The organism is Secundilactobacillus mixtipabuli, assembly GCF_002217925.1.
Classification (GTDB): domain Bacteria; phylum Bacillota; class Bacilli; order Lactobacillales; family Lactobacillaceae; genus Secundilactobacillus; species Secundilactobacillus mixtipabuli.
The window spans coordinates 142,547-167,623 of record NZ_BCMF01000002.1 but is presented as its reverse complement, the minus strand read 5'-3'; the positions used below and the strand labels follow the sequence as shown (position 1 = coordinate 167,623).

The following is a 25,077-nucleotide window of genomic DNA, read 5'->3' as shown; positions in this document are numbered from 1 at the left end:
TATTGTAGACTAAACTAGGATACTTTGGCAGGAGGTTTGACAATACTAATATCTGGCCTACGTCCAAATCAAGTGGTTTGCCCTGAAAAATAAAAGAATTGAGATACAGACTATTACGATGGTATTATTGCTTCGAAACCTAGAAAATTTGTGCCAGTTGATGAAATCTGCAACATCAAGACTAAGGAATTATCTAGTGAGTATTGTAAATATTTTGTAACTAGTTGTGTATAGTTAGAGTTACTAATATTGGTTTAGATAACGTTATTCTTACTGATTTCGCAAATTTTGTCAGTTAGTAATTAATTTAAACTGATTTGATACATTTTTTCGTCATTTGATACACCCCAAGTACCTCTTAAAAAGTTTTATCGGCATGATTCAGAAAATCCTTGCCAAGAGAGTATTCTGCCTTGATTGCTCGTATAACTCAGCAAGCAGTATTCTTTCACATAGTGCATAACAATTTTTGGATTTTTTTAAGATGGATAAGCTAATCTAAGCTCAATGCCAAATGAATATGAAGAGTAGATCAACGTGATAATATTGAATTATGCTAATTAATATTTTCTGCATCTGTAGAATGATTGATAATCTACTGAGTATGTAGCAACATTTTTGTGAAAGATTTTATAGAATCGCAAATTATAAATATTTTTGGAAGCCATAAACCTTTCACTTTTAGATTTTTATTACATACAAAATTACATACAAATTTCAATATACAATTTCAGAAATCCTTGGTATATAAGGAATAATAGACAATTCTTGTTAAAATTCAAGCTTCCCAAGCTTGAGTCGCGGATCCGATTCCCGTTACCCGCTTAAATTTATAAGTATTGATTTTGAGTTAATCCGAGAGGGTTGGCTCTTTTACTGTAAGTTTTGCATTGTTTGGTTTGAGACGTAGAAAACGCCATGAATAGTTTGTTTCCAACAAAATACCCCCAAAGTTGTAAAAACTTTGGGGGTACATTAATTGATTGAATCATTTAATACAACTGTTTATCTGATCATGCGTGACATTAAGCATATTAATATACTACTTAGTCTGTTTACGACGTTTGAAGCCTAGACCAAGTAACCCAGCGGCGAGTGTTAGTAAAATACTGCCAACAGTCATTGCCATACGGTCTGAAGCTTCATGTGTCTGTGGAAGCTTTTGAGCATTGACAGCATGGTTAGCTTCTTGTTCTACTTGGTTAGATGCTGGTAATGTACTTGCATTGCCGTTTTTCACAGTATTTTTCTCAACTGTACCATTTTCACTTTCTCGATTAGAAGGCCTATTCTGCGTACTATTGTTACTTGTCTTTTCAGTATTAGTCACTGCGTTACCATTTGATGAGTTATTACTTGGTACCGCATTTGTGTTTGATGGTACCTCATTATTCGTGGTAGGAGGCGTTGGTTGATCTGTAGTTGGATTGCCACCACCATTATCCTTGTTAGGATTAGTTGGATGATCAGTAGGAGGGTTGCTACCATTATTTTTACTATTATCATAGTAATCACTTGGATTAACGCTGACCGGTTCGCCGACTGCTGTTTTACTTTGCTCCATTGCGTACTGAGTGTACCAGTCAGATGTTTTACCACCAACCTGCATGGTGTCTGTCGAAAATGCGACACTAGCACGGGCTAAGAAATCATATACGTCTAACGGGTTATGTGTTTTGATAGCTTTCTCATAAGCTTGTTCAAGAGCACCATTAGCGGTTATCTTTGAAATATAAATCTTAGACAAAGAATCAGCATTAGCTACCCGAGTTTCTGTCTTTTGCTCAACGGCCTTTAATTCAGCATCTGAAGCAGACAAGTCAACGCCAAGGACCTGCTTGAAATAATCGTTAAAAGTAAGATCTTTAGAGACACCATCTTTTGTAAACGTTATTTTACTGTTATCTAAGTTTAGGGTTGCATCAGGAACAATTCCGTTAATTATAGAAAGGGTGTCCAAAATATTTGGAATTTGTACTAGTGGGGTTTGTATGGTGAAATAATCAGTTGTTCCCATACCTTTGGAGACTAAATTATTACCAATAAAGTATGCTGAACGGAACGATTCTGCGTCGCTGTACTTGGATTGCACGTCAACTTGCATTTTTCCCATTAATGAGCCCCAAATACCAAGAGTAGGCTGAATGCTAGTAGTAACCTTAGTTACATCAAAACCTGGAAAATGATCTCCCAAGAGAGAGAGGTGAAGATTTTGATCAACAACATCACCAGAAGTATATTTATAATTTACAAAGTCACCGACCGTCATTCGTACCGATGCTGGCTCTCCAATACTATACTGGATGTTAACGGTCATCAGACTGCTTAAGGGAACAACGTTAGCTTCGATATACGTACCAGGATATAGGTTACCACCAATTTCGACTTGTGCTCCTTGAAGACCCTTTTCGGATTTAGTGTTAATCGTGTAATATCCGGCTAACTCCGGCTTAGCATAAGTGCCATTATTAAATTCATCTTCAGTCAAGTCGAGAGTCGACTGGCCTGCAATAGTACTATAGGAAGACCTAAATAGAACTGTATAAGTATTTTTAACCACGGAAGCTGGGCTAACAGCCGTAACAGTCTGTGCTACACCAGTTTGATCAAAATCTGTTGCTGCTTTTGCTTTAGCGTTCGCAATTTCATCTGAAGTTGCATCACCTAAATTGGTAACTTTAGTTTCTGATGGTTGCTCCGCTTCCTTAGCTGCTGGTTTGACATTCTCAGGAACCATCGTAGTTGTTGCAGGTGCGCTGGAATCTTCGGAAGCTGTTGCACTGGTACCAGTGGCCGGCTTAGCAGGTGTAGCCTTTGCTAATTCAGCTGATTGCTTTCTGGGTGTATTAGCAGCTGGAGTATCTTTTTCGGAGCCTGTATCAGCAGCAGTTGGTGCAGAATTGCTTGTCCTTAATGTAGTACTATTTCCAGCTAACGCAGTGCTTGATGCGGTTGTTTGACTGGTATTATCTGCTGTATCAGCTTTTGCGTTTAAACCAATTGGATTAGCAGCAAATGTAGTGACACCTAAAGCAACTGAAGTTACCCCCATTGTGAGCCACAGTTTACTAGACTTATACTTGCCAAATTGACTATTAGTTCTGACATTTGAGCTTTGCTTAATCATATCATTCACTCCTCCATGAACTTTGTTGACAACAAAATTGAATCCCCACTAATCATTCAATTCAATATTTGTTATACAATGTAATAATATCACATTTTTGATAATATGTAATACAATAGGGGTTTTACTATGTCTAATTTTTGTCCTCACATCTTACATTAATTGTACAAATCACAGTAGTTGATAGAACTATAAGTATAAGATGATAGGAATTCAGAGAGGAAAATTGACATTAAAGGCAAGAATACACTTTATTGTTACATAATCTATTGAGTCCATGAATGCAAATAACAGCTTAACGTTAAAGCAGGTATTTGCAAAATGTCGAGAATTTGCTGATTATATAGAATCTTTTTGCGATAAATTTTATAAAATTATAAATGCTTTTATAAGCTTTAAACATTTCAATTTTAGATTCTGATTACATATGATATTTGAAGCGCAAACTCGAAAATTCGTAGCATATGTAGTAGATAAGGAATAGCAGGTAATAAGTGATAAAATTCAATCTCCCTGTGATTGAATTGTTGGGTACCCGCATAAGAGAACAATGCGGTGCAGAGCTGACCTGAGAGGGTCGGCTTTTTAGTAACATCAGTACTTATCAAGAGGTAACATTAATGAATTAATAGACATTAAAAAAGCGGCTTTGGTTATTTTTCCAAAGCCACTTTTTTATGTGGCAAATGTGGCACACGAACAAGTTTTATTCAGCCCTAGTCCAAGTTTGTTTCAAGCCCTTACCGCCAGCCTCAAAAGCACTGACAATACAGTCTCTGAGTAACAGCATTTCATCGTGATCTAGATCCTGAGTAACTTTGCCGAAAAAGCGGTCCACGTATGCCTGTAATTTAGGATCTGCCTTACCATCTTTGGTATAAGTTCTGGCGTATAAGTCAACGTGGCAGGCTTTCAAGTCTCTGTTGAACTCTTCTGCTTTAGTATAGGCTAACTCTGAATGAACTTTTTCAAGTTCTTGAGTCAATGCCTGTTCACGTTCGGCATTCATGACCTGATTCTTTTCAGCTTCTTTTTCTAAAATGGGGTTACCCTTGATTTGAGTCATCTTTGACATCATTCCTTTATCTTAAATATTCATTCATATTAAATGTATCAATTTTTCTGATATGAATGCAACCATTTTTCCAAATAATTAAACATTCGAAAACGTTGATATACCATAGATTTTATGCCATGATGACGCTGTAAATCTTTGATGAAATGAAGTGAAATTATGAAAGCTTTATCGCTGAGAGCCGACTATGCTTGGGACGTGCTGGCCGGTGACAAAACCGTCGAGTATCGCAGCTGGTCGACGAAGTACCGTGGTGATTTGTTAATCTGTGCCACCGCGCAGAAGATACCGGAAACTATACCCGGTCATGCCATTGTGGTGGTACGGGTCAAAGACGTTAAAAAGTTGGGTGATCGTCAGTATGCTTGGCTGCTTGATCATGTACGTGCTATTGAACCATTCCCTGTTAAGGGCCGACAGCGGCTTTTCAATGTGGATGACAGTCTGATCAAATATCATCCCGAAGTTGATGATGAAAATCATCCTAGTCATGCTGATGCAGAGGCGTTTGCTAATCAATATTTGGTACCACTGATGTATTAGAAACGTCGATGAATGACTTGTCACTATAGGATGCTCTAAACCTACCCGATTCCCATTAGCCCCTTAAGAGAACAATGCGGCACAGAGCTGATCTGAGAGGGTCGGCTTTTGTATAAGTTACAAATACAAGCAGGAGATAATTAGATTTAATTTTTCTATTATTAGCGACATTAGTCTACTCAATTTACAAGCTGTAAATAGTGTTGTTAGTAGGTATTTATAGCGCTATAATATTAAGTCTGTAGATATGAACAGGACTTTCAAGAAAATTATCCGTAAATCCATCTGAAAACGCGTCATAATAAGCTTCCGAGAGGGGTAAATGATGATCAAATTGGGCGAAGATGCTGAGGGCTGCGCTGATTGCTTTAATAGTTGTCTCGCTGCAATTATAGCGGTTGTTGCTGTAATTATATTGCTCTATATTTGCATTGCCACAGTTGTCGGTCAGTTTTAAAGGTCTAAATCGTGGTAATTTGTGAGAATAGGGCCACCTTGCTGAAGTACTGAAAGTATTTCAACAAAGTGGCCCTATTTTACTGTTCTCATTAAGGTATGAAAAGTTTCGGAACTAGCAGTGACTGAATCAAAACGGGTTCTGAGTTTTCCGGATTTTTTACCCGCTGTGGTGTCTGTTCTCCGGAAAAAATTATGCTTACGTTTCCTCATTCTAGTGAGTACAATAGTATCAACGAGTCACACTAGCTATCGGAATTTTGTGAGTAGAACTGACATAGAAGAAAAAATGGGAAGTATTTAGGAGAGGATGAATGATTGATGAACGAGGATCAGATGATGAAAGCCGCTTATTTCACACACACGGGCGATATCAATCAAATTCAAGTGGGGCAGTTACCTGTGCCGGCAATCGGTCCGACTGATGTTCTCGTGAAGATTCAAGAGGCAGCGGTTGATCGGGTTGATGCCTACGTCCGCTCCGGTGCTTTTCAGACACCAAGCAACTCGCAGCAAATTATTGGGCGAGATGCTTGGGGCACCGTCGTAAAGACGGGCACGCAAGTTCATGCTTTTCACGTTGGTGATCGCGTGTGGACGAACAGTATGGGTTATGGTGGTCGCCAAGGCATTACGGGCCAGTTTGCCGCTATTCCGGAAACACGGCTTTTTCCAATGCCAATAAGCGACCCCAGTGGTTGGCTAGCACTAGTTCATCCTGGTGCGACCGCAGCCATTATTGTCACGCAACTTTTGAAACTTAAACCGGAACAGACGCTATTGATTGAAGGCGGTGCAGGGCATGTCGGCCGCTTGCTGATTCAGTGCGCAAAGATTGCTGGACTTCGTGTGATGGCAACGGCTAACCCACGCGATTTTTCAGCCTTAACTGCTTTGGGCGCTGAAGTTATTGACTATGCTGAAGGGTGGGAGCAACAGCTTTCCCAACCGGTTGATGCCATCGTCGATACCTCAGGACAAGTCCCACTTCAACTTAATTTAGATCAGCTGGCAGTAGGTGGTCAGATCATCCTGATTGCAGCCTCTCCAAAGCCTGCAGCTACTTTTAATTTGCCTCAATTCTACATGGCTGAACAACGGTTGCGTGGATTTGTCATCAGTCATGCAAGCTTAGAAAGTTTGACGCAGGCGGATGAATGGTTACTGGCACACGCGGATGTGCTACAAGCACCGGCATTTAAACGGCTGTCTTTAAGTGAAGCAGCCTCAGCACATCAAATGGTGATGGATCCGCAGGTAAAGACGCGTTTGCTGATTAGTTTGCCATAGGCATGTTACTGTGATGCTTTCAAGGAAGAATATGTCATAAATCCTACTTGATTTATCGATGGTTAAAAAGGGGGGAATTCGTATATGCAAAAATATGGTGGTATTTTACAATTAGGTGTTATCACAACGTTCTTGGCTTTAAGTGGGTGCGCTAGGTCAAGTGTAAGTGTTGCTAAGCCAGGTCCCAACGCTACCAGTTCATCCGGCATCAAAAAGTCTCAGGGAAAACTAAGAGTGTATTCAAGTGCAAACACGCCGATGAAACTTTTTAAGCAAGCAGATGAAGACGAGATTGAATTTGCGGGAGAGACCAAACCAGGTAAAGAGATTTCACCTCGAGCAATCGTTAATAATCCTAGAAAATATAATGGGACAGCCTGGAGCTGGCAGGGTACGGTGATGCAGGCTGACTCAATGGATAACACTAATAAATGGACCTATATTTGGCTGCAGGGTGGAATCGGCAGACAGCCGCAAAATGTCGTTTTACTAAAGGTCGATGCGCCAAGTAGTGTTAAACTACATGCTGACTTAAACGTGAATCCGGGAGACTATTTAACTGTGTCAGGTATCTTAGATGGTCAAAAACGGTTTAGTTATTCTTCTGTTCATTTCCGGCCGGATAATAAAAAAATATATGATAAAGTGTATTCGGTTCCCGTTCTATTAGCAAAAACGTATAAATGGGAGTCAGGGGAATAGAATTGGTGATAATGCACCAATCAGCCACTACTTTCACATGGCTGAACTATCAAAAATACCACTCATTCACGCTGTTTCCGTAACGTTTTATAGCAAAAAGCAAGCAAATAAGCCCACCCATGAATTAACTTTGTTGAGGGTGGGCTTTACTAGCTGTTTATTCATTTACTCATCTTCCATGTCGTCTAACCACGGATTTTCGCGGTCCGGCATCCAGGAATAACTGGTGACTTCGGCATCATATTTAGCCGCAACTTGATTAGCAATCTTACGACTTTTAATAATGCGGGCTTGTTCAATATCGGCGGTGAATTGGTTGTTACGGTCGAGGTATTGGTTATTTTTGAAAATTAAATTAATCATGCTATCAAACTCCCTTTCCGTGAATAATGAAGGACTAGTTTATTTTACACCAGAGTACACTACTTATTCTCCCTGAACAGCACCGGCTACCCATTTGGTACACGAGGGAGCTTGATAAATAGATTCCGCGTATATGATATGCAGGATTCCCAAATAGATCAATAATTTTTTATAGTCATATAAATTCGGATATGCTATTATACAAGCATGGAGAAATGGTTAATGCCATATCTTAACGGCCCGTCTATCGATAAGAGTAGATAGACAGCCGTTGTTCATTAGGATAATCAGACGGAAAGTACCACCACTAGTATTTGGGGGGATCAAAGATGACTGAACGGATTCGGCAACAAACTGCAAAGATGGGGAACAAAGTGCATTATCGTGCGTATAAAAATGGGAAACAGTGGTTCACGGCCAGTATTGCCAGTTTGGCATTAGCTGGGGTGTTGTTAGGTATGGGTTCGGCTCAGGCTGAAGCTACTACTGGTGAAACGGATGCAGTGAACGACCAGACAAGTCAACCGACGACCGCAGGGGATAGATTGAACCAGCAGGAAGTGCCGCTGACTAGTTCGACTGTGAATGAAACAGCGGAGGTTAACTCAAGCAATGAAATGAAAGCGAATACAAGCTCGCAGGCGGCGACTGCTGATCCAACGCCTTCTCAAGCTACGGCTGAAGATGTGCAGACTTATAACTTAGGGACTGCAGGTGACCACGTGGCGGATGCAACCAAGGCACAGGCAGAGCAGGCTTATGAAACGACTGGAAAAGCGCAGATGATTACTCGGATGGCGGCGGACGAAGCTTCAGATATGGGCTCAGTCACGATCAACATGAAAACGCCTGATGGTGATTTGATCTTTAGCGAAACGGCCAAGGTTCCCGTCGATCAGATATTTACGACCCGAGTCGCAAATACGTTAGTTGTGACGGATGAACAGGTTGCTGATCTCAAAGCCAGAATTGCTGAGGCTGAGGCTAGTGGTGAACCTGCTGACACCTTGCCGGTCATTAGTGACGATGCTGCAGGCCGTTATGAATTTGTGAGTGTCACCAATGAAACGAATGGCTTTAAGCTCAACGGTCAAGATCTGTATGCTCATATTAGTGTGCCGAATAACCAGGATTACGTCTTCACAGCCGTCTATAAAAAACTGCCGATCCTCATTACGGATCATCTTTATACAGATGGTAGCGATGCTACTGGAAATACCGGCAAGCCAACCAAAATTATTTTGTTAGTTGACGATCCGGTTAGTCCAACCATTACGAATAAGGAAACCCTGACAGTCACACTTGGTGATAATGATCAAGCCACTATTAAATTGTCCAAAACGGCTGATAACGTTGCTGGTCAGCATCTCTTGTCGGCGCTGTTAGGTCAAAATGGCATTCAAACGATTAGTAATGTGTCCATTCAAGATAATCTGCGCAGCATTGGGATTCGGATGGATGGCACTGTTGATGAAACGAACACCGACTTATCACCGGCGATCACTCGAGTCACGTTTGTCTACGATAAAGACGCTACTGCAACGACACCAGTGACAGATTCGAATCAAGCGATGCTGGATACATTGAAGGAACTGTATGAACAAGCGATGAACGATTTTGGCAATGATGCTGAAGCCCCAGATAACGGCACTTCTAGTGAAGAAACTGATACTCAGGCGAATATTGGTATTGCATTCTATGTTCAAAATACTGAAACTGGTGAAATAACACCACTTACGATTAACGATGTTCCAGTAACTGGTGAGGGGGCGTTCAATGAGGACGCCACGTTGCCACTGGATTTGTCATTTAATTACGAAGGGGTCAACTACCGCTATGTTGGTTATGAAGTTGCTTCAGCTGACGGTACGGTTGATGGATCGCAATTGAACCCTAATAACTCGGTACCGATTAAAACGATTGCGTCTGGTACCGATGTTGACGAAAATGGTCAAGCAGTTGGAGATGCACCAACTACGCTGTTAAATGTCGTTTATAAAATTGTGCCGGCCAAAATCACGGCTAATTACGTATACGACGATGCCAATCAGACTAAGATCGAACCAACGCAGACGGTGACGACTGATCAGAATAGTGACGTTACGTTGCCAACGACGACCCTTGAGAAAATTGTTTTGACGTCTAGCAATGGCAAGAACGGTGTACCAACTACCCTAACCTTAAAATTCAATAGCGATTTTACCGTGACCCATTTGATTTTAAATGAAGGAACTGAAAATGAACTCGTCTTGCCAGCGGCCTACGAAACGTTGGGCGCATTGTTGGCGAATAATGCGGACGCTGATTTGGCACAGGCAATCTTGGATGGGTTAGCAAGTCAGGGATTTGATGAAAATTCAACCAGTCCTGATGTTTACCAGGGTTTCCTAGCAAAATTAGCTAAGACAGGGATTCACATCAACGGGAATGTTGCCATTACAGACCCCGATATTTTGAATCAGCTGATTGACGTGACCTATGTTTACGCCGCACCTGAAAAGCAGCCTGGTACGCCGACAATTGATAGTGGGACGGCTACCCCGATTAGCCCTGAAGTGACTCAGCCAACGACGGATCAACCGCCAGTGACGCAGCCGGATACTGAACAGCCAACGGTCGTTGAACCGAATGGCGAGCCAGAACCCGAAACGGAACGACAAAGTAATGGGGAGGGTGTTGAGGCACCTAAGACTACGGTTGTTAGCTCAAATGGTAAGGTTAACGGCGATGTGCAGGATGTCAAAATAAATGGTGACCAAACGATTGAGACAGATGCGCAACAGCTACCACAAACGGATGAAAATGCTGGTCAAACCAAATCTGTGATGGGAATACTTTTAGCTGGTATGGTGAGTTTATTGGGGTTAGTTGGTTTGCGGAAAAAGCGCGGTTAGATTAATTTAGAATAGTTTGCCTTTAACACCTGGTGGGTTAATCACATTCTTATTGCAATAGCTGATGGAAGGACATCTGAAGTTAACGGATGTCCTTTTGTTGTTTCGATAAAGTAAGAGTCTGTTCACGGGCAAAAAAACGGCAACTTTTTGCATTTTTAGTTAGTGTACACCCCTGAAATGCGTTAGAATATAGCTAAGTTGGAACTGTTGATGGATCATAGATGATTAAGGGGGTTATTAATCATGAAAATGAAAGTCGACAAAGCAGTCACGAAACTAATGCACGATGAATGGGGGATTTCGGTTCATAAAAAGCTCTATAAGGCTGGAAAACTGTGGCTTGTTGCTAGTTTAACCACCGCAGTGTTTGGTATTTCAATGTTGGGGATGGGGTTAACGGCGCAAGCTAATACAGCACTTAATTCGACTCAAAGTGGGACTACTGAAACGGTTATACAAGCTAAGACAAACGATGACCAAAGTAGCACCCAAAAGACAGATGCAGCAAAAACTGCTAGTGCAAGTACACTTAGCACCAAGCAAGCTACAAATCAGACTAACGCTCAAAAAAACGGTGAGAATCAGACGACACAGATAACGCAACCAACAAAGGTGGATCAGTCTACTAGTCAAAAGACTTCGGTTGAGCCTTCAACTATGGGTCAGCAAACAATTGATACTTCGCAGCCAGCGCAAGTGACGAATTTGGGCAACGCCAAAGATGATGTTGTTGCAGCCGCTAAAACAAAGGCCGAAGTGCAATACGAAAAAACTGGTCAAGCACAGGTGATTACCCAAACTGATCCTAGCGAGGCACCAATTTCGGGTGTCAACGGCACAGCAGCTTGGACAATTAATGATGGCGTGCTGACAATTTCAAGTGGCAATATTGATGGCAGTGGAACGCTTTGGAGCACTGATATCAACCATCCTACGCCAACATCTTCAGCAATTACGTCAGTTAAAATTGCACCAAATGCAACGGTGAAAGTAAGTGGTAACGGGGCAATATCTTTATTTAGTGAAATGCCAAATGTTCAAACGATTGATCTAACCGGGTTAGACACTAGCGCCGCCACCAGTATGAAATCCATGTTTGAGGATGATGCAAACCTAACTTCGATTACTTTTGGCGATAAATTTGACACGAGTAACGTCACTTCCATGAAATGGATGTTTGCAAATTGTGGTAAATTAACTGATCTTAAAGCGGCTGAGAATTTTGATACGTCTAATGTAACCGAAATGTATGGCATGTTTGAAAATGCCGGGGTGAATTCTCTTGATCTCAGTCACTACAATACGAGCAAGGTTACGACTATGGCCTACATGTTTCGTGGTGATGAAAAGCTAACATCAGTTGACGTCAGCAGCTTTGACACTAGCCATGTAACTGATTTTTCGAATATGTTTAGCCGTGATTTAGTTCTTCCAACTCTTGATATCTCTAATTTTAATATGAAAAACGTTATTACTGAACCTGGTCAGCATGGACAACTGCCTTTTGCTGGTGAAATGTTTAATATTACACCTGGTTTATGGAAATTGACTGTTGGGCCTAATGTGGTTTTGACGAATGCTTTATTGGCCGATGCACCTGGAAATAATAAACCACTGCCTGGCAGTTCAACGGCTGTCAATTACAATAACAACTGGCAAATCGTTGGTGATGGCAGTGATTATGCACCTGCTGGGGCTGAAGAGAGTGCCAGCACTGTGATGGCAAACTATTCTTTGGCTAAAGTTAATAGTGGGGAAGCAACCAAGCAGACCTATGTTTGGGCACAAAAAGTACCAGAGCAGAACGTCACGAACACCTATACGGTTGTTAATGCCATGACCGGTCAGCCAATTTCACCAAGTGAAAGTATGACTACTCAGGGTAAGAGTGGCGATCCTATCACAATCACTAACACCAGTACTACAATTACAATCAATGGTATTACTGTTACTTTCCCAACTAACTTTTACTATGCAACGACTGCAGAATTAAAAGCCGAGCAAATACAACCAGTAACGTCAGTCTTTGGAAAGACTGATCAATCACATAACATTTATGTCATTGAGGTGGCGGAATCTGCCGATCCAATCGCAGTCAAAACTAAGACGGCTGTTCCAACGCCAGTATCCATGCCACCGATCGTCAAAACAGCTGTTCCGACACCGTTGTACACCACAATGAATCAGACCAGTGTGCCGACACCACCGGCCAATCCGCCGGAAACTGACACCAGTGTGCCAACGCCACCAACGTCATCGACCGAAATTGAACATGGTATGGTGCCGAATGAACCAACAACGGATCAGCATGAGTCAACGCCACCAGAGCAATCAGAAGAGCAAACGAGTGTTGAGTCTGATACAGATAATTCAACAGCTCAAGCTTCAGCTGTTGTGACGAATGGTAAACTACAGTCTAATACTTCCCAAAAAGTGGTTCACACGCAAAATGCTCAGCAATTGCCACAGACAAATGAATCGTCTCAGTCTTTGATGACGTGGATTGGGTTGAGCTTGTTGGCCATGTTTGGTTCTCTTGCTTCAGCCTTCAGCAGTAAAAAACGTCATGATGCATAAGTTATAATTTAAAGGATAACGATTATATCCCCAAAGTCACAGTTAACTTTGGGGGTATTTTTTGTCAAAAAAGTACCGTGTGGCATAAGATAGAATGCCATACGGTACCGCTAATTAAGTCATATATGCGTTGTTACAGGGTTACTTTTTTGACTTCTTCTGTTTAGCCAAATCAGCTTTCAACAGCTGGAGCAATTCTTTATCCCGCTGTTGCACCATTTTCTGACCTTCATCCCCGTTCCAGTTAAAGAAGCCTTCACCGGTTTTAAGACCGAGCTTATTTTTAGCAACTAATTTACTTAAGGTAGGATCAGTACCTGTTTCAGCGGATAAATCAGCGTAAAGGTATGAGCTAATATTCTTGAAAACATCGAGACCACCGAGATCTGCGCTGGCAACTGGGCCTACTAAACTCCAACGGCGGCCCAGACTGTATTTAACAATATCATCCACGGACTGCGGTGAAGCAATCCCTTCGTTGATGATATTGAAAGCTTCACGCAAAACCGCCAATTGAATCCGATTGCCCACGAATCCCAATGATTCTTTTTTCAGCGGGACAGCATGTTTACCAATGCGGTTCATTAATTCCACAGTGGTGTCAACGGTTTGCTGGCTGGTTTGCTTACCGGGAACGACTTCTACCAGTGGCATGAGTTGTGCTGGGTTCCAGAAGTGGGCAACCACAAACCGTTCTGGTTGATTTAAAACGGATTGAATTTCCGAAGGACTCAGACCAGAAGTGTTCGTCGCCATAATTGTGTCATCAGGAACGTATTGTTCAACTTCTTGCCACACGGATTTCTTGACGGTCATATCTTCTACAACGGATTCAATCACGAAATCCGCAGAGTTCAATGCTTCTTTGTAGTCGGTAGTGAAGTGGAGGCGCTTGAGAATTTCAGTTGCAGATTCGGATAAAATATCCGCCTCACTAAACGTTTTTAAATCATTTTTGATTTTCTCTAATCCTTGTTTAAGGGCGTCATCGCTGGTGTCTAAGACATTAACCGAATAACCGTGCATTGCAAATTGCAGGGCAGTGGCATGGCCCATCGTGCCGGCACCGATATTGGCAATGTTTTTGATTGCTGAAATTTTCATAGGTAGGTTCCTTTCATAATATAAAATAAGATGGCTTGCTTATAACTTCACTATATCACAAGAAATCTCATCAAGAGCTCGGTTTCTACAATCAGCATTTAATCAAATTTAGTTCAACTTGTGAAATTAAACAGGCGACGTAAGTTGGACACCCTTTGGCTGACTTAGATGTTTTCAATGAAACGATAGATGATTAACACTGTTTTGTAAACGCTTACCTTATCCTAGTGACGTCACCTTCACCATCTGCTAAGATAGGCGGTAGAAGGGAGTGTCTGTCATGGAACAGCCAAATAAACAGCCTGAAGAATCGCCGGAACTCAAAAAGGTCATCGGCGTGTTTGGTGGTAGCAATATTTTAATTGGTATCATGATTGGCTCAGGGATTTTCTACATTGGCTCCTACGTGCTGCAACGCGCTGGGATGTCAATGGGGCTAGCTTTGCTGGCTTGGTTGATCGGTGGTTTGGTCACGTTGCTTGGAAGTTTATGTTTTGCTGAATTAGGGGCGATGAACCCAGCTACTGGTGGGATCTACGTTTATCTATCGGATGCCTATTCACCAGTGGTTGGTTACATGTTTAACTTCCAAAGTATGATTATTGGTGGACCAGGTTCAATTGCAGCCATTGCCATTGCCTTGCCGTTAGCGCTTAAATCACTTATTCCCATGAATAGTTTCATGGTCAAAACTTCAGCAATTGTCTTAATTATTATTTTTACACTGATCAATTACCTTGGGGTGGATACTGGTGAATGGGTTCAAAACTTATTCAATGTGTTAAAGGTACTGCCACTGATCTTGATTATTGTATTAGGCCTATTCTGGGGGCATTACACACCCAACCTGTCATTGGTACCGCATACCGGTACCGGAAGTACTAGTCCAGTGGGTTTCATTCAAATGGTTGCTTTTGCCGTAATTGCTTCTTTATGGGCATATGAAGGTTGGACCAACCTGAACGCTGTGGCAGGAGAAATGAAAAATCCGCAACGTAACCTCCCACGAGCTTTGATTTTATCCGTTGGGTTTACGACAGTGGTATACGTTCTGTTCAACTTAGCAATCTACCGTGCCTTACCATTTGGTCAAATTAGTCGCTCGATTCAACACAATCAGCTCTATTTAGGAACAGCTGTTGCCCAAAGTTTCCTGGGCCAGTTTGGGACGATTCTCGTAGCGGTTGCGATGGTTCTTGCGATGATCAGCTCTTTAAACGGGATGATTCTAGCCTTTGCACGATACTACTACGCGGCTGCAAAAGACCATCTACTTTGGAAGTCCTTTGCGCACGTTAACTCAAAGTATCGCACACCTGACTTTAGTTTGTTTATTCAAATGCTGATTTCAATTGCCCTTGTACTAACGCGTGAATTGGATGAATTAACCTCCTTAGTAGTCTTTTCTGGAGCAATTTTCAATTTACTGTCCGTCCTAGCGGTACCGGTGATGCGCCGTCGTCAACCAGACGCACCACGGCCCTACAAAGTCTGGGCCTACCCTTGGACAGTCATTATTGCCACCATTGCCTTCTTAATTATTCTGGGCAATAACTTTATCGACGATCCGGTCACTTCAATTCTTGGTTTAGTTGTGCCAGCCATTGGTGCAATGGTGTACTGGGGTTTTCGGAAGTACTATCACGCGGATGCAGAGTGATGCTTTATTCAAACGTCCTGAATGGGGCGTTTTTTTGATGTGTATAAATAAAAAGATTGCTAAATTGGGTTTCAGCAATCTTTCCAATCAATAACTTTAATTTTCATCAATCAGTTCATTTTGTAGATTAGCTAATTTGGTTGTCATATAGACGTGGTACGTGTCTGGGTTGGTTAGCCGTTTGGTTTCGTTAGGTAACTCTGCTAGGCATTGTTTACTAAAGTCCTGGATGGTGAGTGGACTAACGGCTTTTTGTTTTAAGTCTACCGGTTTCAACAGTGGTTTAGCATCAAACTGGGTTAGTTTTTGGATCTTGCTGACGCTAAGCGGATTACTGTCAAAGACGTTGAGCTCATGTTGCTCGGCAATGGGTTCATCGGCTAAGGCAATCACGTCAGCAAAAGCTTCGTGCGACCCTTGATGGTAAAGCCGATAAACTTGTTTTTTACCGGGAATGGTGACTTTTTCACGGCTGTCGCTGATTTTAATCTTAGGAATAAGCTGGCCGTTTTGCTCGATGGCAGCTAACTTGTAAACACCGCTGAGTACCGGTGATGAAGCACTGGTAATTAATTTTTCACCGACCCCAAAGTTATCAATGGGCGCTCCTTGGTGGAGCAATGATTCGATGATGTTTTCGTCCAAGGCGTTTGAAATCGTAATTTTGGCTTTCGGGAACCCGGCTTCATCTAACATCTGTCTGGCCTGACGTGAAAGGGAGGTGATGTCGCCGGAATCAATCCGGATTCCAACGGGTTCATGACCGCTAGCACGCAATTCCTTGAAAACGGTAATCGCGTTTGGAATCCCGGAAGTTAGCACGTCGTAGGTATCAACTAGCAAGGCGCTGTTGTCGGGATAGTACTTGGCCCATTGACGAAAAGCGGTAAGTTCATCCGGGTAAGCTTCAATCCAGCTGTGCGCCATGGTACCGGCAACGGGAATGGCAAATAGCTTGCCAGCTAACACGTTTGACGTGCTGGCAGCGCCGCCAATCACCGCAGCCCGAGCACCGTAGATGGCACTGTCAGCGCCTTGCGCGCGGCGAGCACCAAATTCCATTATTGGCCGATTGCCGGCAGCAAAGGTGATCCGGCGCGCTTTGGTGGCGATGAGCGACTGGTGGTTAAGGATGGTTAACAGCAACGTTTCTAATAATTGCGCTTGAGCGATTGGCCCTTCGACAGTCAGTAACGATTCCCGTGGAAAAACCGGTGTCCCTTCTGGGATAGCGCGTAAGTGACAGTCAAATTTGAAATGAGCTAAGAAATTAAGAAAGTCTTCATCCCAAAGGTGGAGGCCACGAAAGTAATCGATGTCAGCTGAGGTAAAGGAAAATGGCAGCGCATCGATGATTTGCTGCAGTCCGGCAGCGATGACAAAACTACCTTGATCTGGCACTTTCCGAAAGAAGATGTCAAAGGTTGCTCGGGTATCGGGCATGTCCTTTTGAAAACCATTTGCCATTGAAAATTCGTAAAGATCAGTGAGTAGAGAAAGATTACGCATTACAGATCGTCCAATCCTTTCATGTTAAAATTGGTGTCTTGACACCCCATGAAATATTGACTATATCTTAGCATAACTTTGTGAAAAGGGTTAATCGAATTTTCAGGAATTGTTCTTTTTAAGCCGCTTTTCTGGTAGGATAGAATGGTAAATAAATTAAACTATTGGGAAAGTGGTTAGTGTCATGACAAGTACGGAACGGCGATCACAAATTCAGTCGGTATTATCAACGAGTCAGTCACCGATTAGCGCCAGTCAGCTGGCACGACGATTTGGGGTAAGCCGACAAACTATCGTGGGGGATGTTTCTTTACTCAGAGCAGGGGGAGAAGCCATTGTCGCCACGATTCGGGGTTACGAGTACCAGCACAAAGCGGTTCATGAAGTTGTGTTGGTTTGCAGGCATTTCCCTAATGACAGTGCCGATGAGATGCGCCGAATTGTCGAAGCCGGCGGTGTGATTGAGGATGTAGTCGTTGACCATCCGCTATACGGCCAGTTGAAGGCAAATTTACAGGTCAGAGATATTGGCGACGTGAATCTGTTTATAGCAAAAATGAAACGGCAAAATGCGCATTTATTGTCAGAACTGACAGATGGCGTGCATATGCATACCATTGCGTACGATACACCGGCGCAGTTGCGTGCAATCCAAGCTTCATTGCGTGAGGCAGGGTACCTCTATGAAGATCATGAATAAGAACAAAAAAGCACTCTACTGAGTGCTTTTTTGATTAGTAACGTGTAAATGTAAAGTTGGTGTACTTGTGATTGCCAGCAGTTAAATCCCACCAGTAAATCTTATGGGAGTTGTAACGCTTTACCTTATATTTCCAACTGATTCCACCAGCGGGCGCGTTATTATAAACGCGGCCGACAAGGTAATAAGTGCCTTTGCCTAAATATTTGTACTTAATTTTGTAGGTTCGCTGAGGATCCATTTCAAATGCCGGATGAGCATCTAATGATTTGGTATAGAAGTGAATTCTGGCGTGAGTCGTTTCGCCATAAGCTTTCATGGATTTAGCGCGCCACTTGGTATTCTTAAAGACCTTAGGCACACCATTGTGGTAGTTGGCGGCGTTTGCGGTTGTGCTAGTGAGACTCAGAGTGCCAATAAAGCTTAGGCTTAAAACAGCAGAAACTAAAATGGATTTTTTCATGATATGTTCCTCCCCTGATATTTTTTATTTTACTCTAATTCACTTATAAGTAAATGAATGGGTGGTCTACTAAAAAGGACGCTGACATTAGCCAGCGCCCTTCTTGAAATTAATGTTAGTTGTTACCTTCATGCTTTTTTTGCTTTGTGATACCAAATAGACTCAAAATGCTCATTAAGGATAGACCCAATATCGTCCAAGTGTTTGAGCGTTGTTCATTGGTTTGTGGTAATTCAGCAGAGGCGGTATTTAACAAAGTATTGTTACCGGTGTTCTTGCTAGTTTGCTGAACAGTGCCAACTGCTGACTGTGCGTTGGCACTTGATTGAGCTAATGTTACTTGGCTCATTTGTCCGGCATCGTGTGCTTTCCCTTTTTCTGTGTCAGTCGTGACGTTTTCACCGTTATCTTGCGATGGTGTCTCACTGGGTTGGTTAGGTGTTTTATCGTGGTTATTTGCCGTATCGCCTTCTGGCTCACTTGGTGTTGTTCCATTATCACCAGCAGGAGTCGTAGTTGGCGGAGTCACCACGGTACCGCCAACATTTTGAGGTGTTACCGTTTCGGGAGTAGTTGGTGGTGTAACCAAGAGACTACCATCATTACCAGGAATACCCGTTTTTTCTGAATTGGGTGTGTAATAAATTGTGATATTAGGGTTGTCATTATATTTACCAATGACTACTCCTGGGTACTGACCATCAACACTTGATGTTTCAGCTACATAGCCTGAAACAAGGGGTGCAGTTAGTGCTTCGTAACCGCCCTTAGGTACCGAAATAGTCGCTCCGGTTACTTTATCAGTGATAATATCCCAAGCAAGCGGTTGAACATCTGAAGGATGGACGGATGTGGTTGTCCCTTTGATGAGGTAGTTGATGGTTCGTAAAGTCGTGTCACTGGAATGAGTTATCCCATGAGATAAGTTAACTCTGTATGTCGGATTGGTACTGTTATCAGCGTCAAATGTAATGCCATTTTCAATACTGTCATCTTGTGGATTGTAGTCATAACCAGCGTTAATATAAGCGTTAATGGTAGGTTGATCGGAATAATAGGCTTTACTGTTATTAGCACCTTCAAGAGAGGTAGGGTAACCTAGTGGTTTGTTATCGGTAGTATCCCATAGTTGAACTGAGGCGTGCTGACCACCATTACCATCCGGTACGTAGAGATAAGTAACGGTCCCATTATTACCTGGTTCACTCAGAGTTCCATTTGCTGGAAGAGATCCTGGATACATACGCAGGTATCGATAACCTGGAATAGATTGCCAACTCGTTAAATATTTATTACCGACAAAAGCGCCAGAAGGATAATTAACCTCGCCTACATAGTTGTCGATTTCCTTAACTTTGGCTGGACCTACTGCATCGGGAGTAAAGTAAACATATTTAACATCAACAGTTGCGGCAGGTTCATAAGTAAACGATTGAAGCCGGAATTGCTGCAGATTCAGATTAGCTGCCGTCCCTGCGGAAACAAAGAAAGCCGTGTCAGTTTTATCGGCTGCCCAATCGGTGATATCTTTTTGCCATTTTTTGTTATCGTAGGTCACAGTCAAGATCTTTTTACTATCGATAATCTTATCATCAACGACTTTACCGCCGAAGTTAGGATTGTAATTGATTTCGATATCTTTAAATTCACCTTGCCATTCTTTAGGGTCGGTAGACTTAGATTTATCAGTGGCGCTTGGCCCCGGTGCGTTAATGGCTAGCGCACTATCTAATCCAGAAGTGACACCAGTGGTGGAAACCACTCCTGGCGTGTCTCCAGGAATTTCGGTATTCTTGGAGCTTTGGATAAAGGCACCAAAGGCTTGACCACCACCGTAATCGTTACGGTTAGGTGTTTGAGGGCCGTTACTAAAGTCTCCTGGATCGGGCAGGGCATCATTGGTAAGCGTCCAGTTATATGTAGTATCAGCTTTCCAGCCAATGGCATCAGGGATTTTGCCAAGACCCAGACCAGCACCGCCATCACCAACGGTGTCACTGTTGGCGTCATGGAAACCGAAGGCTAAACCATCGCCACCGTTACCATTGTTCCCACTGGTTCCTTCAGTATGCTGGTCGACGGCACCAAGGTTGATTTGGCCCTTAATATCGAATGACTGGTTAAGGTTGATCTTGTTATTGAGGGTGATGCTGCCTTGCTGACCTCCTGTAAAATCGGTGAGGGTCACAGTTCCCGGTTGTGTACTTTCAAAATGAGCGTTCCCATGGACTTCAAAAGATTGCTGAAAGTTTGATGGGTCGATGGTAACTTGGTTGCCCGTTTGAGTAGCGGATGTTGGTGCAGTAACAGCTTTCTGTGTATCGGGTGCGACAGCAGAATTTGGAGCTGTTGGTTCTGAAGGTGCGGCTGGTTTCGTTTCCGTTGACGTTGAGGCGCTTTGAGTTACTGAATCTGCTTCAGCCGAGTTCCCACCCATCAAGTAAGCTCCGGTTAAGCTTGCCAACATAATCCCACAGAACATCCATTTACGCCCTGCTTTGTACATTTTGTAGTGACATTTAGAACCTTGGTTGTTTCTTAGTCTATCTTTCAACGCTTGTTTCCTCCCAAAATTTGAATTTTCCCCCCGAAGAAGTGTAGCGTTTTCAGTATATCTAAAGTGTAAAAATAATTCAATTCATTTCCTAAAATAAATTTATAAAATTTACTTACTAAAAGTTTGGAAAATAAATAAGTTCTAAATGATGTAGTCATTAACTTGTATTTACAGGTATGTCAAGCTAAAAAGAAGTGACCAATTCAAAATGATTGGTCACTTCTAGATAAATAATGATGTTATTTTATGAAATTTGTTTATCCATAATTACGCTTGGAGGGTTGGCATATTGTTTTTAATTTTCACCCAGACCGCATGAATCCCAAACGCCGATCCAAAGGACAAGCACCAGGTCAGCACGTAAACAACTAAAATACCCATCAAAGGTTGAGCCGTTGTCAGTGTTTTGCCAAACAGCAGCCACAGAGATTCAGACCAGAAAACGTTTGATAGGTAGGCTTTGTAGGCAAATCCGGCAAAGTGGTGCACGAACTTGGCGAATGGCTGTTTGGCACGTACTTGAAACAAGCAGAGCGCCGCGAATAAACCGATCACCGCAAGATCGTATACCGTCATGGACGGCTTGTAATAGGGGGCGTTGGTCAGCTTGACTGGGAAACCATAGCTGAACAGCTCGTGGTTGGTCCTCCAAAACGCACCAGCAAAAATAACAGCAACCACCGGCCACCATTTCATAATCAACCGGTCGAACTGTTCGTGGTACTGCCATGCCAGTACACCCAGAATGCCATAGAGGAAGAAACTGATAAACAGCCGGTCAAATAGATACCAATCGGTGGTGTGCGGCCCGTGAAAGACTTGCGAGTCGTAGAACCACAGCCACACACCAGCAATTAACACGGTCAAGCAAGCAGTTATTATGCCACGGTTACGATGATGGCCGCACCAGCGTCCGATTGCCCAGAACAGCGGCATTAGGATAATGAACTGCAGCATCATGGTGTTATACCACAGGTGAGGAGCAGCGTTACCGTTGATAAATTGCCATAGAAATGAGCCGAGGGTATGGTAATGGCTGACCTGCTGTAGCTGCGGCATAACCAGCAAATAAATCAGCGTCCACCAAATCGTGGGGATAAAAAGCGCATGCCACGTATTTCTCATGTAACGGCCGTAAGTGAGGTCCCGATTATCAATCGTCATTCGAGTTGTCGTATACAAAATGCCGAAGATAAAGGCCGGTGCTGTGTATTTAACTAGGTTATAGAGAATGCCGATCCACGTTTGGGCGACCATGCTTGGGCTGGTGGCTAGCGCGTAGCTCATAATCGGCTGCGACATCACGGCCGTACAGGCACCAAGTTTGAGGTAGTCGCCAATATCGGCAGCGGGTTCGGTTTCATTCATGGCTGATGCCACCTTCGTTTGGAATTGTGAAAATAATCGGTGTGGATTATTTAAACCCTTAAGGAAACTTATGTTTAAATGTTAGCACCAATGTTTGTATATAGAAAGTAGCGCCTTGTCTGACAAATTTGATTGGTTTATGAGGTAAGTCATGACGATGAGAATATAAGAAAACTGGAATTATTTGGCTAATCAAATTGTTTTGGCCAAACGATTAGCTTACAATAATAGTTAGCTAATTATTATATATCAATATTCTAAGGAGTATTAAGATGAAAAAAATTCCAGTTTTACTAAGCTTATTTACTGTTATCACGCTAGGTCTGGCAGGCTGTGGGAGTTCCCAAGCCAGTCAAAGCGCTAGCAGTTCCAGCAAGAATCAAAGTAAGATTTCAGAAGATGAAGGCGTTATTAAAACGGCTCGGAATTTAAATGAGGATGGTCACTATCAAGACTCCAACAAAGCTCTTAATGGTATCCCGATTACCGATTTAAGTAAAAAAGGTTTCAGCTCACTCAAAGCGGAATACTTTCAAATTCAAAAGAGCAACGATGCCTTTTTGCTGAAGCAGGGTAAGAAGCAGAACCAGGCCGCTGCCAATAACGGCTCAAGCAATATGCAGACGAATGACAGTTTCTCAAATTACTCGAAGTTTGTGGGTGACTATTCATTTTATAACTATGATTCAAACCGTCCGCAAAGCGACTTAGTCATTGATTCCGATGGCACGGTAGTTCAGGAAAATAACGATGGCAGCAGTTATCATGGGGTAGCCACGATATCGGCAACTAATCAAAGTGGCGTCCTATCATACGATGTAACCTCGGGTACCAATGATACGAAGTCAATCAACGCCAACGTTAAGATCGATGTTACTTGGAGTAATGGTGAAAGTGAAACTTACTATGGTTACACTTCATATGATGGCGGTGCTGTCTTGACAGATGGTAAGTCCTACAAGGGAGATCTAGTCAATGAAGTTTGGGTTCAGTAAATTAGTTGGCCTAATGTTGTGTTGTGCTATTGGTGTTAGTGGCTGTTCAAAACCCAATCGGCATGCCAGCAATGCACAGTCGAAAGTCTCATCAAGCAAGGCCGCTTCTAGTTCTAGCCAAGCTAAGGCTAAAAGAAGTTCCTCCCAGGTCACTTCACAAGTAGATTCTACGCAACGAGAAATTCGAATGGCTGAGAAAAAGTGTGTGACCTCAGCATCTGGAGACACGTCAGTCTACGTCTCCAATTTAAAAACCAGACAACCTGTCATCATGAATAGTCAGTCGCAGCGATCCGCTAGTGTGATTAAATTATTTGTCATGGTTGAAACCTTTCGTCAGATAAAAGCGGGGCGCTTATCACTCAATCAAGCCGTTCAGATTTCTAAGTCTGACAGAGTGGGTGGTACTGGTGAGCTCGCTCAACAAAACGTCAGTCAGCTCACCGTTCAGCGGTTACTCACGCTGATGATTCGCAATAGTGATAATTCAGCTACTAATGCTCTGATTGATCAATTGGGTGGTCTTAATGTTATTAATGGTGAAATCAAACGGCTAGGTTGCAGTGATACGCAGTTACAGCGAAAAATGTTGGATTATCAAGCTTTGAAGAATGGCAAAGATAATCAAACTTCGGTCAAGGATGTGGGTAGCCTGTTGACTAAACTCTACCAGCATCGCGTTTTGGGGGCACCTTATGATTCAGAAATGTTGCAGCTTTTAAGATATAACGCTAATCAAAGTAAGATTCCGGCGCTGATCAATCAAAAGGCTACCGTCTATAACAAAACCGGTGAATTTCCCGATTATGGGGTTCAAAATGATGCGGCTATCGTCAAAAAGGGCAATCAGGCCTTTGTTGCTGTGGTACTGTCTCAAAATGGGACTGAAAACAAGCAAATTAGCGCCATGCAACAATTGGGCCAAGCGTTGTATGGAATTAACTTTAATCAAAAATAGTTTTTCAGTATTTATGTATTGATACCTTTACACTATCAATAAAACCGGATTACCTCTTGGGTAATCCGGTTTTTAGTTCAAAATTTTAAATGTTTAACCCAGCAGTTTCTTCCGCAAATCCGCCACCGATTCATAAATATCCGCGTTCACCGCTTTGAGTGCATCCAGTTGAACACTGGGTGACCAAGCGGCTGAAAAACACTGAATGCCAGCAGCTTGGGAAGCCTTGATATCACTGGTTGCATCACCAACATAAGCTAGTTCTGCCGGCGCGATCTTTTGTGTTGCCACAAGCCGTTTAAGGTTATCGGTTTTAATATTCCGTTCTGGTGAACCCACCAAGATAGGATTAAAGTAGCCGGTTAAACCCAGCATTTTCAGTGAAATGTCACATGACTGCTGGCCTTTGCCAGTAAGCAGTGAAATTTGAATGCCGTGGCTGGTCAAAGCTTTGAGCAGATCTACGATGCCTGGAAATGGCTGCCGTAACTGCTCATGCGCCTGCTGATAGGCGTCATAAAAGTAATCTGAAGCGGTATCTAACGGTACGTCTGGCAACAAACTGTGAAGCATCCCTTGTTCGTTAGTCCCAAACGTATCGAAAATTTGCTGATCGTCAATCGTTTCACCGGTAAAATGCTGAACCGTGCTGTGAAAAGAATCCAGAATAACTGGAAAAGTGTCCGCCAAAGTGCCATCTAAATCAAAACTAATCATGCGATACATCATCTTC

18 protein-coding genes are annotated in these 25,077 nt (G+C 42.7%); 9 read left to right on the top strand and 9 right to left on the bottom strand.

The window, feature by feature from the left end:
• Positions 1–1,042: 1,042 nt before the first annotated feature.
• Together IWT5_RS02135 and IWT5_RS02130 are read right to left on the bottom strand one after the other, a co-directional pair.
• On the bottom strand, positions 1,043–3,127 hold the full coding sequence (locus IWT5_RS02135; RefSeq protein WP_089108310.1) for a hypothetical protein: 2,085 nt from the start codon (positions 3,125–3,127) through the stop codon (positions 1,043–1,045).
• Between the two features lie 706 nt (positions 3,128–3,833).
• A complete protein-coding gene (locus IWT5_RS02130) occupies positions 3,834–4,193 on the bottom strand; it encodes a hypothetical protein (RefSeq protein WP_089108309.1) in 360 nt (119 codons plus the stop codon).
• Positions 4,194–4,361: 168 nt separating this feature from the next.
• Here IWT5_RS02130 and IWT5_RS02125 point away from each other — a divergent pair, with 168 nt between their 5' ends.
• From IWT5_RS02125 to IWT5_RS02115, 3 genes are all read left to right on the top strand, one after another.
• Positions 4,362–4,745 carry an ASCH domain-containing protein gene (locus IWT5_RS02125; protein ID WP_089108308.1) on the top strand — a complete coding sequence of 128 codons (384 nt, stop codon included), beginning with the start codon at positions 4,362–4,364 and terminating at the stop codon, positions 4,743–4,745.
• Between the two features lie 777 nt (positions 4,746–5,522).
• A complete protein-coding gene (locus IWT5_RS02120; protein WP_089108307.1) occupies positions 5,523–6,491 on the top strand; it encodes an alcohol dehydrogenase catalytic domain-containing protein in 969 nt (322 codons plus the stop codon).
• 84 nt (positions 6,492–6,575) lie between these two features.
• Complete coding sequence (locus IWT5_RS02115) at positions 6,576–7,193, top strand: hypothetical protein (protein WP_089108306.1); 618 nt, start codon at positions 6,576–6,578, stop codon at positions 7,191–7,193.
• A gap of 165 nt (positions 7,194–7,358) precedes the next feature.
• Here the strand turns inward: IWT5_RS02115 and IWT5_RS02110 are convergent, their stop codons facing one another.
• Positions 7,359–7,556 carry a hypothetical protein gene (locus tag IWT5_RS02110; RefSeq protein ID WP_089108305.1) on the bottom strand — a complete coding sequence of 66 codons (198 nt, stop codon included), beginning with the start codon at positions 7,554–7,556 and terminating at the stop codon, positions 7,359–7,361.
• 329 nt (positions 7,557–7,885) lie between these two features.
• Between IWT5_RS02110 and IWT5_RS02105 the strand changes: the two genes are divergently transcribed.
• On the top strand, positions 7,886–10,450 hold the full coding sequence (locus IWT5_RS02105) for a KxYKxGKxW signal peptide domain-containing protein (RefSeq protein WP_089108304.1): 2,565 nt from the start codon (positions 7,886–7,888) through the stop codon (positions 10,448–10,450).
• Between the two features lie 246 nt (positions 10,451–10,696).
• Positions 10,697–13,030 carry a BspA family leucine-rich repeat surface protein gene (locus tag IWT5_RS02100; RefSeq protein ID WP_089108303.1) on the top strand — a complete coding sequence of 778 codons (2,334 nt, stop codon included), beginning with the start codon at positions 10,697–10,699 and terminating at the stop codon, positions 13,028–13,030.
• 141 nt (positions 13,031–13,171) lie between these two features.
• On the opposite strand, the gene IWT5_RS02095 is transcribed toward IWT5_RS02100, so the two are convergent.
• Positions 13,172–14,134, bottom strand: coding sequence for a 3-hydroxyacyl-CoA dehydrogenase family protein (locus IWT5_RS02095; RefSeq protein ID WP_089108302.1), 963 nt, complete (start codon positions 14,132–14,134; stop codon positions 13,172–13,174).
• 280 nt (positions 14,135–14,414) lie between these two features.
• Here IWT5_RS02095 and IWT5_RS02090 point away from each other — a divergent pair, with 280 nt between their 5' ends.
• A complete protein-coding gene (locus IWT5_RS02090; RefSeq protein ID WP_089108301.1) occupies positions 14,415–15,794 on the top strand; it encodes an APC family permease in 1,380 nt (459 codons plus the stop codon).
• Positions 15,795–15,890: 96 nt separating this feature from the next.
• Here IWT5_RS02090 and IWT5_RS02085 read toward each other — a convergent pair whose 3' ends face one another.
• On the bottom strand, positions 15,891–17,303 hold the full coding sequence (locus tag IWT5_RS02085; protein ID WP_089108300.1) for a nicotinate phosphoribosyltransferase: 1,413 nt from the start codon (positions 17,301–17,303) through the stop codon (positions 15,891–15,893).
• 184 nt (positions 17,304–17,487) lie between these two features.
• Between IWT5_RS02085 and IWT5_RS02080 the strand changes: the two genes are divergently transcribed.
• Positions 17,488–18,003 (top strand): transcription repressor NadR, encoded by a 516-nt coding sequence (locus IWT5_RS02080; RefSeq protein WP_089108299.1) that lies wholly within the window; start codon positions 17,488–17,490, stop codon positions 18,001–18,003.
• A 34-nt stretch (positions 18,004–18,037) separates the two neighbouring features.
• Here IWT5_RS02080 and IWT5_RS02075 read toward each other — a convergent pair whose 3' ends face one another.
• The 3 genes from IWT5_RS02075 to IWT5_RS02065 all read right to left on the bottom strand — a co-directional run bounded on the left by IWT5_RS02075 (position 18,038) and on the right by IWT5_RS02065 (position 22,391).
• Positions 18,038–18,466, bottom strand: coding sequence for a hypothetical protein (locus IWT5_RS02075; protein ID WP_089108298.1), 429 nt, complete (start codon positions 18,464–18,466; stop codon positions 18,038–18,040).
• Positions 18,467–18,581: 115 nt separating this feature from the next.
• Complete coding sequence (locus IWT5_RS02070) at positions 18,582–21,020, bottom strand: lectin-like domain-containing protein (protein WP_089108297.1); 2,439 nt, start codon at positions 21,018–21,020, stop codon at positions 18,582–18,584.
• Positions 21,021–21,290: 270 nt separating this feature from the next.
• Positions 21,291–22,391, bottom strand: a complete 1,101-nt coding sequence (locus IWT5_RS02065; protein WP_089108296.1) for an acyltransferase family protein — start codon at positions 22,389–22,391, stop codon at positions 21,291–21,293.
• A gap of 272 nt (positions 22,392–22,663) precedes the next feature.
• Between IWT5_RS02065 and IWT5_RS02060 the strand changes: the two genes are divergently transcribed.
• Positions 22,664–23,386, top strand: a complete 723-nt coding sequence (locus IWT5_RS02060; protein WP_089108295.1) for a hypothetical protein — start codon at positions 22,664–22,666, stop codon at positions 23,384–23,386.
• Positions 23,367–24,344, top strand: coding sequence for a serine hydrolase (locus IWT5_RS02055; protein ID WP_089108294.1), 978 nt, complete (start codon positions 23,367–23,369; stop codon positions 24,342–24,344). The genes IWT5_RS02060 and IWT5_RS02055 overlap by 20 nt, the downstream gene beginning before the upstream one ends.
• Before the next feature lie 93 nt (positions 24,345–24,437).
• Here the strand turns inward: IWT5_RS02055 and IWT5_RS02050 are convergent, their stop codons facing one another.
• The gene (locus IWT5_RS02050; RefSeq protein ID WP_159459268.1) at positions 24,438–25,061 is read right to left on the bottom strand and encodes an HAD family hydrolase; all 624 of its coding nucleotides are present in this window, start codon (positions 25,059–25,061) and stop codon (positions 24,438–24,440) included.
• Positions 25,062–25,077: the final 16 nt, after the last annotated feature.